The organism is Mycobacterium sp. SMC-21, from assembly GCF_045310825.1.
Lineage (GTDB): Bacteria > Actinomycetota > Actinomycetes > Mycobacteriales > Mycobacteriaceae > Mycobacterium.
On sequence record NZ_JBJIAO010000008.1, the window covers coordinates 87409 to 103993 of the forward strand.

At 68.4% G+C, this 16585-nt stretch carries 16 protein-coding genes; 2 read left to right on the top strand and 14 right to left on the bottom strand.

Going from position 1 to position 16585, the window contains the following annotated elements; all coding sequences use genetic code 11:
• Window positions 1-28: 28 nt before the first annotated feature.
• The 8 genes from ACJH6H_RS10900 to secA2 form a co-directional block, all read right to left on the bottom strand.
• A complete protein-coding gene (locus tag ACJH6H_RS10900) occupies window positions 29-763 on the bottom strand; it encodes a MerR family transcriptional regulator (RefSeq protein ID WP_212814385.1) in 735 nt (244 codons plus the stop codon).
• A gap of 15 nt (window positions 764-778) precedes the next feature.
• The gene (gene garA, locus ACJH6H_RS10905) at window positions 779-1255 is read right to left on the bottom strand and encodes a glycogen accumulation regulator GarA (protein WP_020100157.1); all 477 of its coding nucleotides are present in this window, start codon (window positions 1253-1255) and stop codon (window positions 779-781) included.
• A gap of 201 nt (window positions 1256-1456) precedes the next feature.
• On the bottom strand, window positions 1457-1852 hold the full coding sequence (gcvH, locus tag ACJH6H_RS10910) for a glycine cleavage system protein GcvH (RefSeq protein ID WP_212814383.1): 396 nt from the start codon (window positions 1850-1852) through the stop codon (window positions 1457-1459).
• A 72-nt stretch (window positions 1853-1924) separates the two neighbouring features.
• Complete coding sequence (locus ACJH6H_RS10915; protein WP_212814381.1) at window positions 1925-2713, bottom strand: DUF881 domain-containing protein; 789 nt, start codon at window positions 2711-2713, stop codon at window positions 1925-1927.
• A 9-nt stretch (window positions 2714-2722) separates the two neighbouring features.
• Window positions 2723-3055 (bottom strand): small basic family protein, encoded by a 333-nt coding sequence (locus ACJH6H_RS10920; RefSeq protein WP_020100154.1) that lies wholly within the window; start codon window positions 3053-3055, stop codon window positions 2723-2725.
• A 10-nt stretch (window positions 3056-3065) separates the two neighbouring features.
• Window positions 3066-4010, bottom strand: coding sequence for a DUF881 domain-containing protein (locus ACJH6H_RS10925; protein WP_212814379.1), 945 nt, complete (start codon window positions 4008-4010; stop codon window positions 3066-3068).
• Entirely contained in the window at window positions 4007-4645 is a 639-nt protein-coding gene (locus ACJH6H_RS10930) for a CDP-alcohol phosphatidyltransferase family protein (protein ID WP_212814377.1), read from the bottom strand. The genes ACJH6H_RS10925 and ACJH6H_RS10930 overlap by 4 nt, the downstream gene beginning before the upstream one ends.
• Window positions 4646-4655: 10 nt before the next feature.
• On the bottom strand, window positions 4656-7001 hold the full coding sequence (gene secA2 / locus ACJH6H_RS10935; protein WP_212814376.1) for an accessory Sec system translocase SecA2: 2346 nt from the start codon (window positions 6999-7001) through the stop codon (window positions 4656-4658).
• A gap of 148 nt (window positions 7002-7149) precedes the next feature.
• On the opposite strand from secA2, the gene ACJH6H_RS10940 reads away from it, so the two are divergent.
• Window positions 7150-9069 (top strand): ABC transporter ATP-binding protein/permease, encoded by a 1920-nt coding sequence (locus ACJH6H_RS10940; RefSeq protein ID WP_212814374.1) that lies wholly within the window; start codon window positions 7150-7152, stop codon window positions 9067-9069.
• Here the strand turns inward: ACJH6H_RS10940 and ACJH6H_RS10945 are convergent, their stop codons facing one another.
• The 6 genes from ACJH6H_RS10945 to ACJH6H_RS10970 all read right to left on the bottom strand — a co-directional run bounded on the left by ACJH6H_RS10945 (window position 9070) and on the right by ACJH6H_RS10970 (window position 14282).
• A complete protein-coding gene (locus ACJH6H_RS10945) occupies window positions 9070-10548 on the bottom strand; it encodes an FAD-binding protein (protein WP_406774837.1) in 1479 nt (492 codons plus the stop codon).
• 129 nt (window positions 10549-10677) lie between these two features.
• Window positions 10678-11322: an SRPBCC family protein gene (locus tag ACJH6H_RS10950; protein ID WP_406774838.1), complete on the bottom strand. Its 645-nt coding sequence runs from the start codon at window positions 11320-11322 to the stop codon at window positions 10678-10680.
• On the bottom strand, window positions 11322-11654 hold the full coding sequence (locus tag ACJH6H_RS10955) for a helix-turn-helix transcriptional regulator (RefSeq protein ID WP_212814368.1): 333 nt from the start codon (window positions 11652-11654) through the stop codon (window positions 11322-11324). The genes ACJH6H_RS10950 and ACJH6H_RS10955 overlap by 1 nt, the downstream gene beginning before the upstream one ends.
• Window positions 11655-11764: 110 nt before the next feature.
• Complete coding sequence (locus ACJH6H_RS10960) at window positions 11765-12448, bottom strand: hypothetical protein (RefSeq protein WP_406774839.1); 684 nt, start codon at window positions 12446-12448, stop codon at window positions 11765-11767.
• Between the two features lie 192 nt (window positions 12449-12640).
• Window positions 12641-13255: a LysM peptidoglycan-binding domain-containing protein gene (locus tag ACJH6H_RS10965; protein WP_212814366.1), complete on the bottom strand. Its 615-nt coding sequence runs from the start codon at window positions 13253-13255 to the stop codon at window positions 12641-12643.
• Between the two features lie 160 nt (window positions 13256-13415).
• Window positions 13416-14282: a sterol desaturase family protein gene (locus ACJH6H_RS10970; protein WP_346416264.1), complete on the bottom strand. Its 867-nt coding sequence runs from the start codon at window positions 14280-14282 to the stop codon at window positions 13416-13418.
• 149 nt (window positions 14283-14431) lie between these two features.
• On the opposite strand from ACJH6H_RS10970, the gene malQ reads away from it, so the two are divergent.
• Complete coding sequence (gene malQ / locus ACJH6H_RS10975; RefSeq protein WP_406774840.1) at window positions 14432-16579, top strand: 4-alpha-glucanotransferase; 2148 nt, start codon at window positions 14432-14434, stop codon at window positions 16577-16579.
• Window positions 16580-16585 lie beyond the last annotated feature (6 nt).

Genomic DNA, 16585 nt, shown 5'->3' on the forward strand with positions numbered 1-16585 from the left:
GTGCCATCAACGAATTCGAGTCTAGTCCTCAGCGATCGAGAACGTCGCGCACGGCAGACTTGATCAGAGACGTGTGCAGCGTGATGGCGAGCGCCGCGACCTCGCGGGCCAGTTCGTCGGCCCGGTCCCGGGCCCCGGCGTTGCCGGCTTTTCCGATGGGGCCGGCGATCTGGGCGATCAGGTCCGACTGCCGGTCGGCGGCGGACCGGAAGGCCCGCAGGTGCCGCGGTTCGACACCGTATTCGCCCAGCGCATGGGCGCATTGTGCGATGACCACGGCATGTTCGTCGAAGAACCCCGCCGGGCCGGGGATGATCACGCCGCTCTTGACCAGCGCGGCCAACAGCTCCGGCTTGATCCCGGAGCGCTGCAGCAGGTCCTCGCGGCTGAGCCGGACCTGGGCGGGTGCGACGTCAGCCGGGCCGCCGGCCTGGTCGCTGTCGGGATCCGGAACCAATTTCGGTACGCCGTAAGCGGATCCGTTCGACGGCAGCGCGCCGTCGGGCTGGGCGTCCAGCTGGGCCTTGATGACCTTGAGCGGCAGGTACTGGTCCCGCTGCGCGGACAGGATGAACCGCAGCCGCGCGCAGTCATAGGCCGTAAAACGACGGTAGCCCGACCCAGTGCGTTCGGGCGTGACCAGACCCTGTTCCTCCAGGAACCGGATCTTGGAGATGGTCACATCCGGGAAGTCTGGCCGGAGCAGGTCGAACACCGCTCCGATCGACATCCCGGCCACTGCACTGCGGTCGGGCTGCGTCATCGACTGACCGCCGGTCTAACCAGCCGAGCTGTCGTCGGTCTTGGGGCCGGTCAGGAACACCAGGCGGAACTTGCCGATCTGGACCTCGTCCCCGTTGGCCAGCACCGCCGAGTCGACGGGCTCGCGGTTGACGTAGGTGCCGTTGAGGCTGCCGACGTCGACCACCTGGAACTCACCGGACTCGAGCCGGAACTCGGCGTGGCGACGGCTCACCGTCACGTCGTCGAGGAAGATGTCGCTGTCGGGATGACGGCCTGCCGAGGTGCTCGGCTGATCCAGCAGGAATCGCGAGCCGGCATTCGGCCCGCGCTTGACCACCAGCAGGGCCGAGCCCACCGGCAGTCCTTCAACTCCGGAGACGGCACTGGTGCCGCTCGTCGAAGCCGGGGCGTCGAGCTCATTGAGGAAGTCCGCCCGGAAGACCGAAGTGGTCTCCACCGTTGCCTCCTCGGAGCCGAAATCGGTCCCCGAACCGCTGTCGTTATCCGTCACGCGCTGCTCCTCTACTGGCTGCTGTGGCGCTCTTTTGCACGACCAGCCGGCAGGTGCTGCCAGCAGTCATCGAATGTCGCATACGTCTCACTATTGACCGTACCGCGCGGCGCGGGCCAGTGTGCCCGCCACCACCGGATCCGCCGCGCCGACTTTGGTGTCGCCACGGCCGAACCGGACCGCAGCACCCTAACAAAAGGGTTACTCGTCCAGGGTCGCCCGGTAGCCGTCCGCGTCGAGCAGACCGGCGAGCTGGCCATCCAGTTCGGCCGCGTCGGCCTGCAGTTCGATGAGCCAGCCGCCGTCGTACGGATCGGAGTTGACCAGGTCGGGCGAGCCTTCCAGATCACCGTTGACCGCAACGATTTTCGCGGCGATCGGGGCGTACAGCTCCGACGTCGTCTTGGGCGATTCGACCTCACCGAACACGTCGCCGGCGGCCACGGTGGTACCGACCTCGGGCAGATCGACGTAGACGACGTCACCCAGCGCACCCTGCGCGAAATCGGTGATTCCGACCCGCACGGTGCCCTCGCCGGTGCGGCGCACCCATTCGTGCTCGGTGGTGTACAGCAGATCGGCTGGCGTTTCGCTCACGACGCTCCTTGCGAGTTCAGGTCAGTGTGTTTTCGGTCAGTAAGGATACGGCTCGACGATCAGGCCCGGCGTCTACTTGACGGGCTGAGCGTATTGGCGCGGTTTCGGTTGCCGCAGGGCACTCACGTCGATCGTGTCGGCCTGTTGCACGGACATTGTGCCGCCAACGCGTTTCACACTGTCCATCGCCCCGCCCGGGATGTTCATCGCGGCCGCGAGCGTCGGCGGATCCCCAATGGCGAGAATGGAATAGGGCGGGTTCATGGTCACGTTGTCGACCACCAGCGCGCCCGCGGTGCCGGTCACCCAGGTGTCGACGCCGACCCGCACCGCGGTCTGCTGGTCGCCGCGTCCCGACCGGATCTCCATGGCCTCGGCGCCGGCGGCGCGCAACTCGTTGATGACGTCGAGCAAGGTCTCGGGTGACACGCCGGGCGCGATGTCCTCGATGGTGATGGTGACGCCCGGGCCGGTCGCCGCGACCGTGCCGATCAGGATCGACAGGGCACGCAGCCGCGCCTGCGCGTTCTCGATGGCGGCCTGGTCGCTGTTGCCCGACGCCTGCAACGACGACAGCGTCTTCTGCAGGTCCGCCACCTCGGTGTTGAGGGACGCCTCGCGCTGTTGCAGTGAGTCGAGCAGCACCAGCAGGTCGGCAGGCCGCGCGGTGTCGAGCGCGTCACCCGATTCTGTCTGGCGCACCTGCGTCGCGATGGCCACCCCGAGCAGCACGCAGAGCAGTACGGCCAGCGCGCCGAACATCAACTGCGACCGGCTGCGCGGCAGCCGCGCCGGAACGCCGTCGGGCAGCTCGTGCCGGCCGTGGTGTTCTTCTTCCGCGTGCTGTTCGTCGTCAGCCATGGTGCACCGTCACGCCCCGAACAACCTGCGCCGCAGCGCCGCCGCGTTGCCGAAGATCCGGATGCCCAGCACCACGATGATCGCGGTGGACAGCTGGGTGCCCACGCCCAGCTGGTCGCCGACATAGACGATCACGGCGGCGACCAGGACGTTGAAGACGAACGAGATCACGAAGACCTTCGCGTCGAAGATGCGCTCCAGGTAGGCCCGCAGTCCGCCGAACACCGCGTCGAGCGCCGCCACCACGGCGATCGGCAGGTACGGCTGGACCGCCTCGGGCACGCTGGGGTGGAAGATCAACCCCAGCACGATGCCGACCACAAGTGCCGCGATCCCGATCATGTAGCCCTGCTCACTTTGGTCCAATCTCCTTGGCGAAGTTGACATCTCGTACCGACGCGGCCGACACCGTCAGCCGGTCCCGGGTCTGGACGCTGATCCCCACCCCGTACGACTGCGCGAGCAGCATCAGCCGCTGCATGGCAGGGGTCTGCTCGAACACCTCCTGCATGGCGTGCGGCGGCCCGATGGCGACGACGACGTACGGGCTGGCCACCGGCTGGTTGTCGACGAGGATGCCACCGCCGGCCTGCCGCATGGTCACGTTCGGCCCGATCCGTACGCCGCCGACGGACACCGCCTCGGCACCGGCGGCCCACAAGGAGTTGACGGCCAGCTGCAGGTCCCGGTCCAGGATGATCTGCGGGCTGCCGGCGACCCGCTGCTTCGACACGTCGGACAGGTTCGGGCTCGGCGGGGGCTCGGTGACGGTGACGGTGAGGCCGGGGCCGGTCACCGCGGTCACGCCCGCGCCGAACTCGGCCTGCTCGAGGGCGGCCAGCAGTTCACGGCCTTTCGCGTCGCCGGCCAGCCGGCCACGGCGTGCGGCCTCCACCTGGCCGGCCAGCGCGTCCCGGGTGGCGGTGCTGTCGCGGGTGCGCGCTTCCGCGGTACGCGCGTTGGCCGACAGGACGTGCTGGGTCTGGTCGTTGGCAGGGGCCATCGACACCGCATGCTGTGCCGCCGTCACGAACACCACCGACACCGCGGCGACGCCGACCAGCAGCCACGCACCGTCGGCCAACCGCCGGGAGCGACCGCGCCGGGCACCGTCGCCGTCCGCTTTGCGGCGCTCGGCCGCGGCGGCATAACCGGGGTCCAGGTGATCGGTGAGCAGCGAGCGCAGCAGCGACGGCACCGGAATCCGGACCGGCTCGTCGGCGACGTGGCTGTTGCGGCCGGCCTCCGGCCAGTAACCGCCCAGGGCCCGGTCCCGGGGTGTCCCGGCTTCAGTCACGCGGCGGACCTCGCGACCGGCGGCAGATCTCGGCGCACCATGGCCACCTGGATCAGGTACAGCACCGCGGACCACAGATACATGGCGATCCCCCACACCAGGAACGCCCAGCCGCAGGCCAGCACCACGCGGCTCCAGGCATCGGGCCATTGGCCCAGCAGCACCAGCGGGAAGCCGGACATCAGCGCGAACGTGGCGGCCTTGCCGATGTAGGTGACGGGCAGCGCCGTCAGCCCGCGGCCGCGCAACAGCGGCAGCGTGGCCGCCAGCACGGCGTCGCGGCCGATCAGGGTCAGCACGAACCACCAGGGCACGACGTGCGCGATCGCCAGCGCGACCGGCACGACGAGCATGTAGATCCGGTCGACCAGTGGGTCCAACAGCTCGCCCAGCCGCGACGACTGGTTCGGGACCAGGCGCGCGATCTTGCCGTCGGCCCAGTCGGAGAAGCCGCTGAACATCAGGATCGCGACGGCCCAGCCGTTCGCGTGCGCCGACAACAACAGGTAGAGGAACACCGGGACCAGCAGCAACCGCAACGCGCTGAGCGCGTTGGGAATCGTCAGCACCCGGTCGCCCGACTCGGCTTCCACGTCTGTGTGCGATCCGCCTCCGGCTTCTCGCTGGGGGTCCATAGGGCTAAACCTAACGGAATACCCCGGGCAGGCTCAGCGCTGCCATCGTGTCGTCGGCCAGCGGGTTGTCGTGAATCATGTACGTCCACGTCGACGTCGGGCGGGCCAGCTTGGACAGATCCAGTCCGGGCTCGTCCTCCAGCACGTTGGCGGTCTCGAAGGTCTGCTGCGCGGCCTCGATGGCGTCGGCCGCCAGCGACGCGAACGCGTCGACCGCCATGCGGTGGAATTCGTCGAGCGGATCCTGGCGTCCCAGCGCGCGCAGGTGGATGCTCTCGCGGATGTCGGACAGGTAGGCCAGGTGGTCGGCCCAGCCGCGGTCCAGGTGGTACAGCATGATCAGCCGGCAGATGCGCTCTAGCGCGTCCTCACCGACCTCGTCGACGAGTTCCTGGTACCGGTCCGGCGACAGCTCCTTGAGTTCGTCCCGCGCGGTTGTGGTGCGCAGCAACGTCTCTCGGCGTTCCACGATGATCGCGCGTTGCTGCGCGGTGAGCTGGTTGTAGCGCCAGGTGTTGGCGTGCACGTCCAGCAGCCGGCCCTCGGCGACGCGCTGTGCGTGCTCGAGCATCTGGCCGGCGCGGTCGCTGATGATGCGGCCGTCCTCGTCCGTCTGCATCGGGAGCTTCTCGGGATCCAGGTGCGAGACGACGACGTCGTCCTCCCAGCTGGAGAAGAACACCGACGAGCCCGGGTCACCCTGGCGGCCGGCGCGGCCGCGCAGCTGGTTGTCGAGGCGTTCGGTGTGGTGCCGGCCGGTGCCGATGACATGCAGGCCACCGAGTTCGGCGACGGCGTCATGGTCGGCTTCGTCGGATCCGCCGAGGCGGATGTCGGTGCCGCGGCCGGCCATCTGGGTCGAGACGGTGACGGTGGCGAGCTTGCCGGCCTCGGCGATGACGGCGGCTTCCTCCTCGTCGTTCTTGGCGTTCAGCACGACGGCGGGCACGCCGGCCTTGACCAGTTTCGCGTGCAGCGCTTCGGATTCGGCGACGTCGCGGGTGCCGACCAGCACCGGCTGACCGGTCGCGTGGATCTTCTGGATGTGCTCGATGACGGCCTGGTTCTTGGCGGCCGCGGTGATGTAGACGCGGTCGGCCTCGTCCTCGCGGATGTTCGGTGTATTCGGCGGAATCGGCGACACCCCGAGCCGGTAGAACTGGCGCAGCTGCTCACCGGCGGCCAGCGCGGTACCGGTCATGCCGCACACCGTCGGGTAACGGCCGATGAGGGCCTGCACGGTGATGGTGTCGAGCACCTCGCCGGTCTCGGTGGTCTCGATGCCTTCCTTGGCCTCGACGGCCGCCTGCAGGCCGTCGGGCCAGCGCTGCAGCGACGCGATGCGGCCGCGCGAGGCGTTGATGAGGTGAACGGCGTTGTCCCGAACGATGTAGTGCACGTCGCGCTGCAGCAGCACGTGCGCGTGCAGGGCCACGTTGACCTCGGTCAGGGTGGTGCCGATGTGCTCCTCGGAGTACAGGTCGATGCCGCCGAGCGCCTTCTCGAGCTTGCGCGCGCCGGCGTCGGTCAGGTGCACGTTGCGGCGGTCGGCGTCGGTGTCGTAGTACTGCAGCGAGTCGTCGACACGGTTCTCGGAGGTCATCTCCCCCACCAGCCGGATGATCTCCATGCGCGGGGTCTCGCGGTGCGTGGTGCCGGCGAGCACGAGCGGCACCAGCGCCTCGTCGACGAGCACGGAGTCGGCCTCGTCGATCAGCGCGACGTCCGGCCGCGGCGACACCAGGTCGTCGACATGGGTGACCAGCTGGTCGCGCAGCACGTCGAACCCGATCTCGTTGACCGAGGCGTAGGTGACGTCGCATTCATAGGCGGCGCGCCGTTCGTCGGCCGTCGACTCGGCGGTGATCCAGCCGACCGTCAGGCCCATCGCGGCCAGCAGCGGCCCCATCCACTCGGCGTCGCGCCGGGCCAGGTAGTCGTTGACGGAGATGACGTGCACGTGCCGGCCGGCAAGCGCATAACCGGCGGCCGCGATCGCGCCGGCCAGGGTCTTGCCCTCACCGGTGGCCATCTCGACGACGTCGCCGGCCATCATGCGCAGCGCGCCGAGGAGCTGAACGTCGAACGGCCGCAGACCGGTGGTGCGTTCGGCCGCCTCCCGGGCGATGGCCAGGAACTGCGGGATGTCGGCGGCATCGGCGAGGTCGGACAGCTCGAGCAGCTTGGCGGCCTTGGTGATCTGCTCGTCGTCCAGCCCCGCGGCCTTGTCGTCGAATTCGGCCGACGCCCGAACCTGATTCATCGATCGGTTCTGGTTCTTGTCGGTGGAAGCACCGAGCAGCTTCCAGAACTTGCTGCTCAGCCGGCCGGATTTCGCGGTGCTGGTTTTCGCCACAGGTCAAAGGTACCGGTCCCGTCCGTCCGCTCTGCTGCAGCCGTCCACCTGCCCGTCCACCTGCCGGAGCCCCGCGGAAGGTGACCGGCGTCTCACGTCATTGCCTGTCGCAGCGCGAACGTCAATAGGTCACGGGTACCTTGCGGGGATGGATTTGTTCACCCCGACCCTCGAATGGGGCAGTGAGCTCACGACCTCGCTGTGGTGGATCGCGAAAGCCTGGCTGATCGCCGCGGTATCGACGCTGGTGGTGGTGACCGCCATCGGCCGCTTCACGGTCTGGGGAAGGCAGTTCTGGCGCATCACCGGCGCCTACTTCGTCGGCCGCGACAGCATCGTCGTATGGCTGTGGCTGGCGGCGCTGCTGCTGTCGGTGATCACCGGTGTTCGGCTCACGGTGCTCTTCAGCTATCAGAGCAACGATCTGATGACCAGCTTCCAGGTGGTGGCTTCCGGCCTGGCCGGTCACGACCAGGCCGTCAAGGACTCGGGCGCACACGGCTTCTGGATGTCGATCGGCATCTTCTCGCTGCTGGCCGTGCTGCACGTCTGCCGCATCATGCTCGACCTGTTCATGACGCAGCGGTTCATCCTGCGGTGGCGCGCCTGGCTGACCGACCGGCTCACGGGCGACTGGCTGGACGGCAAGGCGTACTACCGGTCGCGGTTCATCGACGACACCATCGACAACCCGGACCAGCGCATCCAGAGCGATATCGACATCTTCACCGCCGGCGTGGGCCCGCTGCCCAACACGCCCAACAACATGACCACCTCCACGTTGTTGTTCGGCGCCATCAACGCCATCGCATCGATGCTTTCGTTCACCGCGATTCTGTGGAACCTGTCCGGCACGCTGACCATCGCCGGCCTCACGATCCCGAAGGCGATGTTCTGGATCGGGCTCGGCTACGTCCTCGTCGCTTCGGTGGTCGCCTTCTGGATCGGCCGCCCCATCATCTGGCTGTCGTTCGACAACGAACGCTTCAACGCCGCGTTCCGCTACGCGCTCGTGCGGATGCGCGACGCGGCCGAGGCCGTCGCCTTCTATCACGGTGAACTCGCCGAGCGGACGGGCCTGCGCCGGTTGTTCGCGCCCGTCGTCGACAACTACAAGCGGTACGTGAACCGGATGATCGGCCTCAACGGCTGGAACCTCTCGATGAGCCAGATCATCGTGCCGTTGCCGTACGTCCTGCAGTTCCCGCGCTTCCTCGCCGGCGAGATCAAGCTCGGCGACATGAACCAGACGGCGTCGGCGTTCGGCAGCATCCAGGACGGCCTGTCCTTCTTCCGTAACGTGTACGACCAGTTCGCCGGCTACCGCGCCGCCATCATCCGTCTGCACGGCCTGGTGACGGCCAACGACGCGGCACGGCACCTGCCCGAGCTCGCCACCGAGGACTGCCCCGACGACACCATCACGCTGGAGCAGGTCACGGTGAGCACGCCGGACGGCCGCGAACTCATCGCGCCGCTGGATCTGTGCCTGTACCCGGGCGAGGCGCTGGTGGTCACCGGCCCGTCCGGCAGCGGCAAGACGACCCTGCTGCGCAGCCTGGCCAAGCTGTGGCCCTTCTGCCACGGCGCCATGCACTTCCCGATGGAGGAGAACGAGACGCTGTTCCTGTCGCAGCTCCCGTATGTGCCACTGGGTGATCTGCGCGCGGTGGTGTCCTACCCGAGCAAGGTGGGCGCCCACACCGACGAGCAGCTGCAGGAGGTCCTGCGCAAGGTCGCACTGCCGCACCTGGCGAACCGCCTCGACGAGGTCGACGACTGGGCCAAGGTCCTCTCGCCCGGCGAGCAGCAGCGCGTCGCCTTCGCCCGCGTGCTGCTGACCCGGCCCAAGGCCGTGTTCTTCGACGAGTCCACCTCGGCACTCGACGAAGGCCTGGAAATGATGCTGTACCAACTGGTTCGGAACGAACTGCCCGACACCACCGTGGTCAGCGTCAGCCACCGCAGCACCGTCGAACAGCACCACCAGCAGGAGCTGGAGCTGCTGGGCGACGGCAACTGGCGGCTCACCCGGATCGAAGACGACGGCGTGCCCGCCCCCGTCTGATCACCGCGTGGCGGCGTGGGTTCCGGCCCGGCGGCCGAAGAACGACCCTTCGCCCAGCTGGGTCCCGCTGGCATAGCCCTTGCCGTCCTGCGCGATGTTCGATGCGCAGGCACCCGCCGCGTACAGGCCCGGCACGGCGGTGCCGTCCGCGCGCAGCACTTCGCCGTCGATACTGACCGACAGCCCGCCCATCGTGAATCCCGAGTAGAGGGCCCGGCCGAGGGACAGGTCGAAGGCCGCCCACGGCCCATTGTCCTGGGCCGCAACATAATCCGGCTGCTTGTGGAAGTCGGGGTCGGCGCCGGCCGCGGCGTTGGCGTTGTACCGCTCCAGTGTCGCCGCCAGGTTGCCGGCCGGAATGCCCAGCGCCTCTTCCATTTCCGCGATCGTCTCCCAGCCGTCGATGAACCGGATCAGCGGCATCGCCGGCATCTCGGTGTGCGCCTCGTCGACGATCAGGTAGGCCACCTGGTCGGGCTGCTCGAGCACGAAAGCCGATGTGCGCGAATGGTAGGAGTCCTCGTTGACGAAGCGCTGGCCGTTCTGGTTGACGATGACGCCGGTGAGCAGGATTTCCGGCGGGTAGGCGGCAGCGGTGATGAACAACTGGTCCAGGTTCTTGGCGACGCCGCCGGCGGACACGCCGAGCTTGATGCCGAGCCCGTCGTCGTTGGGATTGCCCAGGATGTAGGGCTCGACTTCGCCGTGGTGCTTGGTCTTTCGCTTCTGGCCCAGCGCCGGCGTGTGCTCGGCCACCATCTCGGGGTTCATCGCGAAACCGCCCGCGGCGATGATCACCGCACCGGCCTTGACGGTGCCCGTCACGCCGAAGTTCTTCCATGCCACCCCGGCGACGGCGCCGGTGTCGTCGAGCACGAGGTTCGTCGCGCCGGTCTCGTAGCGCATCTCGACACCGAGTTCGTCGGCGCGCTTCAGCAGCAGCTTGATGACCATGTCGGCGCCGCCCAGTTCGCCCGGCACCGGCACCGAGTGGCCGCGGGGTGCCGGTTTGGCCTGCTCGCAGAACGGCCACACCTTCTCGTTGCCGGTGTAGGACAGGCCCTCGGTGCCCGGCGGCACCACCACCTTGCCCGGGTAGTAGCTGCGCTCGAACTGAAAACCCAAGTCCTCCAACCAGTTGAAGTGCTCGACGCTGCCGTCGCAGTAGGCCCGGATCTTGTCGTGCTCGGGGTCGTGGGCAACGGCGACCAGGTACTTGTACATCTCGTCGGGACTGTCGTCGTGGCCGGTGGCCTGCTGCACCGCCGTGCCGCCACCCAGGTAGAAGTGGCCGCCGGCCATGGACGTCGTGCCGCCGGCACCGGCCGCCTTCTCCAGCACCAGGACCTTGGCGCCCGCGGCGGCGGCGCTGACCGCGGCGCAGCCACCGGCGATACCGAAGCCGATCACGACGACGTCGGCCTCGTCGGACCATTCGGTGACGTCGGCGGCGTTGACGGTCTCGGGAACTGTTTGCATCGTCTCTCCTGGGCCGGTCTCGGTGGTGTCCAGGGCGGTCGATTCAGGAAACCTGGACACGTGTCTGATCAGTGATCGACTAGACAATAACGTCGAGACGGGACCATGGCTAGAACGTGTTCTAGTTCGCTATCCGTTTTCGTCGACACCCAGGTAGGCCGCGATGCACCGGGCCGACGCGGCGCGCGCCTGCTCAGGGTCGGCGCCACCGGCGATATCCGCCGCGCACCAGGCCGCGCCGGATTCGCGGGTGAACCGGCGGCCCTCGTCGCTGACGGTCCACTGCGGGCCGAACGACGGATCGATGTCCTGCCCCGTCGAGGTGTGGATGGCCAGCCCGAGAAGCGCGCCGTCCCAGCCCATACCCACGGCACTGGGGCCGTACTGCGCCCAGAACTCGTCGTCGTCGGCCGGGGCGATGTGGTCGAGCTCGAGACGCGCCGAGCCGTCGCCCCCGTCGACGATGCGCAGCTCGATCCAGCTGGTCTGTCCGTTGCACTCCCAGGTGGCCGTGAAGGTATGCGGCGGATCGCACGTCAACACGGTGCCGCCGGCGTTCCCCTCGATCTGGAACGTGCCGCCGACCACGAGGTCGCCGGTGACCGGCAGGAACCATCGCGGAATCCGCTCCCGATTGGTACATGCGTCCCACAGATCGGCGGCATCGGTCGGGTATGTCTGACTGATCGTGACGACGCGGACTTCGCCCGCCTGCCACGTGCGCGTGCCGACCGTGCGTTGTACGGCGTTGATCTGTGCGGTGACGTCGATCATCACTCCCCCTTGCGGTTGCGTTTCCCGCGCGCCACTTCGGTGGCCAGCGCGTCCAGATGCGGTTGCCAGAACCGGCGGAAACCGGCCAGCCAGTTGTCGATGTCCTGCATACCCCGGCCGTCCACGGCGTACAGCCGTCGCTGACCGTCCGGGCGCACGCTGGCAAAACCGTTGTCGCGCAAGACCTTCAGATGCTGCGACACCGCCGGTTGACTGATCGAGAACTCGGCTTGGATCGTCGCCCCGATGGCGCCCGCGGTCAGTTCACCGTGCGCCAGCAGTTCCAGGATCCGTCGGCGAACCGGGTCCCCCAGGACATCGAAGGCGTGCACATCGCAAAGTTATAGTCACGACTTATATAAGTCAAGGGTTACACATCTGGGCGTGACGCAGAAACCACGTTCGCGCCCACAGCGCAGGATCGACGCGGGCCGCGCCCCGGTCAGTTGCCGGCGGCGGCCTGCTGCACGACGCCGTCGCCCGTCTGCTGGTCGGTCGCGCTCCACGACACCGCCGCCGGGAAATGCCCCCACGTGCTGTTGAAGACGCCGACGAGGACGGCCCGGTTGTCCGGCGTGACGGTGTAGACCGGTCCGCCGGAGTCGCCCTTCTGGCTGACGATGCCGTTGGACATGGTGAACCAACCGTTGTTCACCGCGTCGACGGTGCCGCACGTCTCACCGGTGACGACACCGAAGTGGCAGACGGGTGCGCCGCGCTGCGGATTCACCGCGGGATCGGTGACCAGCATCCGCCCGCCGGGCAGGATGTTGTTCACCATGACGTCGCCGGCGATGTTGATGGACTCCCAGTCGGAGATCTGGTGGTCGGTCGCGATGGTGGCGCCGTCCGGTGTGTTGTCCCGGAACGTGATCATGGTGCCGATGAAGCGGCCGTCCTTGTCGGTCACCGGGCCGTTGCCGCGGCAGTGACCTGCGGTGTAGCCGGTCCGCGCGACCGGGTCCACGTAACCGAGCGTGCAGCGCGTGGTGCCCTGGTGAATCTCCATACCCGGGTAGACGAGCACTCCGGGATCAGCCGACGCGACCGGCGCCGGGCCACCCACGGCGACCATCGGAACTGCGACCGCGGCTACTGCCACGGCCCGCAAACCCCCCACAAACATGACTTGCTCCCATCACCTCGGGACGGACGTCGCGCCAGCCTACCCCGCAAACCCCAACCCGGGACGGGAAAGGCCCCGCCGTGGGCGACCGGCGGCCGCCCCGCACCAGCAAACAAACTGCCCCTCGAACCGGGCGTTGAAACGCGTTGGCGGCCCGGATCTTTCGATCCAGGCCGCCAACGTCCGTCCAGGTCAGGGAATGGTCAGGAGCTGACCGGGCTGGATCAGGTCCGGGTTGTCGATACCGCTGGCCCCGGCGATCTCCGGGTAGCGGTTGCCGTCGCCGTAGAACTGCTCGGCGATGGCCCACAGGGTGTCACCCGACTGCACGGTGTAGGTGCGCGGCGCCGGCGCCTCGGGCACCGGGGCGGGCTCGGGCTCGGGCGCGACCTCGGCGACCGGCTCGGCAGCCACCTCGGGCTCGGGTGCGGGCGCGGGCTCCGGAGCCGCCTCGACCGGCGCCGGGGGCACCTCGTCGGTGTGGGTCTCGGACGACCACTTGGCGTCGTCGCCGCTGTAGAGCACGAGGTTGCGATCGTCCTGCAGCACGAGACGGACGTTGTCGGCGCCGGCGGTCTGGCTGGCCCACACCGGCTTGTCCGGGGTGTACAGCACGAAGTTGCCGTCCTCCTGCACCTCGGCGCGCTTGACGTCCTGGCCGTCGGTGGCGGTGGCCCACACGGACTGCTCCCCTGCGTACAGCACTAGGTTGCCGTCGTCCTGCAGCACCAGCCGGTACGCACCGTTGTTCGACGTCAGCGACTGGCCGACCTCGAGCTTCTCGCCCTTCTGAAGTGTGTCACCCATGAAAGTCCAGCTCCTTTGGTTCGATTCACCCCTGTCGAGCAACGACAGTACCGACGGTTCCGGGGAACGCCAGTGTTTGCGCTCGCTGAAATCAAAACAGTTGGCGAACAATGAGTTATCGCGAAGGAATCACAGCGTTCTGTCAGCGTTGACGCCCCTGTCAGTGAACCGGCGCGGCCTCCGGTCCCGCCGGCTGCCATCCCGGCGGGCCGAAGACGTAGCCCATTCGGTCACCGAACCCGTTGGCCTGGCGCACATCTCGGACAATCGACGCATACTCGTGCGTCTGAAGTTTCCAGATGTTGTACGTACCAACAGGTTTGGTCAGACCATAGTTCGGCCGCGCGGCCTCCGGCGTGAAGCTGCCGAACATCCGGTCCCAGATGATCAGGACGCCGCCGTAGTTCTTGTCGAGGTATTGCCGGTCCCGGCCGTGGTGCACGCGGTGGTGCGACGGCGTGTTGAAAATGTATTCGATTGGCCGCCAGAGCTTTCCGATTCGTTCGGTGTGAATCCAGTACTGGTACACCAGGTTCAGCGAGAAGCTGGCGAACACGATCCACGGCGGCACGCCCAGCGCCGGCAGTACCGCCTTCATCGCCAGGTCGCCGGAGGGATTCCACTTCTGCCGCAGTGCGGTGGACAGATTGAAGTACTCGCTGGAATGGTGCGCCTGGTGCGTGGCCCAGAACAGCCGCACCCGGTGGGCCATGCGGTGGTAGGTGTAATAGATCAGGTCGACGCCGAGGATCGCGATCACCCACGTGTACCAGGCGTCACCCGGCAGGTGCCACGGCGCGACGTACACATACAGCGCCGCGTAGCCGACCAGCGCGAGGAAGTTCAGTACACCGCTGGTGAACAGCGACACCGCGCCCATCCAGATGCTGGCCCAGGCATCGGCGCGCAGGTAGGCGCCCGACGGCGGCCGCTGTTCGTCGTACGCGAGCTTGCGGGCCGCGCCCCACTCCAGCAGCAGCGCCACCACGAAGAACGGAATGGCGTACGAGACCGGGTCGTGCAGCATCGTCGGCAGCACGTCGGACAGCAGATCGGAACTCACGTCGACACCTCCGGGCGCAGCGTATCCGGGCACGCACCGTCCGCCGGCCGGAAATGCGCCCGCACCCTCCACTCAGCTCCCATCGTGCTCCGAATCGCGGCAAGATGGCGCGCATGACTGATCGCACCGCGTCGCTCGTCGAGCTCGCCCGACGCCACGGTGTGGCCACCGAGTACCTGGACTGGAGCGGCACGCAACACGCCGTCGCCGCGTCCACGCTGGTCGCCGTGCTCGCGGCGCTCGGCGTACCGGCCGATTCCGAGGACGCACGCGCGGCTGCCCTGGCCGACCACGAGCGCGCGTACTGGCAGCGCACCCTGTCCCCCACGATCGTCGCCCGGGCCGGTCAGCCGTCGAGCTTCTGGGTGCATGTCACCCACGGCGCGCCCGTCGGCGTGTGGATCCGGTTGGAGGACGGTTCGGTGCGGGCCGGGCTGCGCCAGCTGGAGAACAACCGGCCGCCCTTCGATCTCGATGGCCGCCTGGTCGGCGAGGCGAGCTTCGAACTGCCCGCCGATCTTCCGCTGGGCTACCACCGGCTGCACGTCCAGGCCGGCGCCGCCGCGGACGCCGACGCCGTCCTGATCGTCACCCCCGACGCGCTGACGCTGCCGAGCCGTCTGGGCAGCGGCCGGGCCTGGGGCCTGGCCACCCAGCTCTACAGCGTGCGGTCTCGGGACTCCTGGGGTACCGGCGATCTCACCGACCTCACCGACCTCGCCGTGTGGTCGGCCACCCGGCACCAGGCCGACTTCATCCTGGTGAACCCGTTGCACGCCGCCGGCCCGGTGGCGCCCATGGAGCCGTCGCCCTATCTGCCGACCTCGCGCCAGTTCGCCAACCCGCTCTATCTGCGGGTGCAGGCCATCCCCGAATACACCGCCGTCCGCACACCGGCCACGCTGCGCAAAGCCCGGGCCGACGCCCAGTCCCGCGCCGACAAGAACGAGTTCATCGACCGCGATGCGGCCTGGAAGTCGAAGCGCAATGCCCTCAAGGAGGTGTACCGGGCCACTCGCTCGGCTGGCCGGGCCGTCGCCTACGACGGCTACCGGCAACGGACCGGCCGCACGCTCGACGACTTCGCGACGTGGTGCGTGCTGGCCGAGAAACACGGTGACGACTGGCGCGACTGGCCGGCGGAGTTCCAGCACCCGGACCATCCCGCGGTGCGGGCGTTCGCCGAAAAGCACAGCAGCCGTATCGATTTCCATCGGTGGCTGCAGTGGCAGCTCGATGACCAGCTGACCGCCGCGCAGGCCACCGCCGTGCAGACGGGGATGTCGCTGGGCATCGTCCACGACCTGGCGGTCGGCGTGCACCCGGGCGGCGCCGATGCCTGGGCCCTGCAGGATGTGCTGGCCACCGGCGTGTCGGCCGGGGCGCCGCCCGACGAGTTCAATCAGCTCGGGCAGGACTGGTCGCAGCCGCCCTGGCGCCCGGACGAGCTCGTGGAGCGGGCCTACGAGCCGTTCCGCGCCGTGGTCAGGGCGGTGCTGCGGCACGCCGGCGGGGTCCGCATCGACCACATCATCGGCCTGTTCCGGCTCTGGTGGATTCCGGCCGGTGCGACGCCGGTCGACGGCACCTACGTCCACTACGACCACGAGGCGATGATCGGCGTCCTGGCGCTGGAGGCGCACCGGGCCGGTGCGGTGGTGGTCGGCGAGGACCTGGGCACCGTCGAACCGTGGGTTCGCGACTACCTGCGTGACCGTGGCCTGCTCGGCACCTCGATCCTGTGGTTCGAGGCCGATCAGGACGGTGGACCACTGCCCGCGCCACGATGGCGCGAGTACTGCCTGTCGGCGGTGACGACGCACGACCTGCCACCGACGGCGGGCTACCTGGCGGGTGCGCATCTGAGCCTGCGCCGCGACCTCGGGTTGTTGACGCGCGCCTACGAAGAAGAGGTCGCGGCCGATCGCGCCGATCAGCAGCACTGGCTGGACGTGCTACGGGCGGCGGGGTTGCTACCGCCGAACGCACCCGAGGCGATCGATGCCGACCAGATCGTCCTCGCGCTGTACCGGTACCTCACCCGCACCCCGTCGCGACTGCTGGCGCTGGCGCTGCCCGACGCCGTCGGCGACGTGCGGACCCAGAATCAGCCCGGCACCACCGACGAATATCCGAACTGGCGGGTGCCGCTGGCGGGTCCCGACGGCCGGAAAATTCTCCTCGAAGACCTGTTTTCCGATCCTCGTGCGGTCGCGTTGGCGCAGGTGATGGCCGACGCGGTGACGCCGGGATTGAGTTGATTCGAG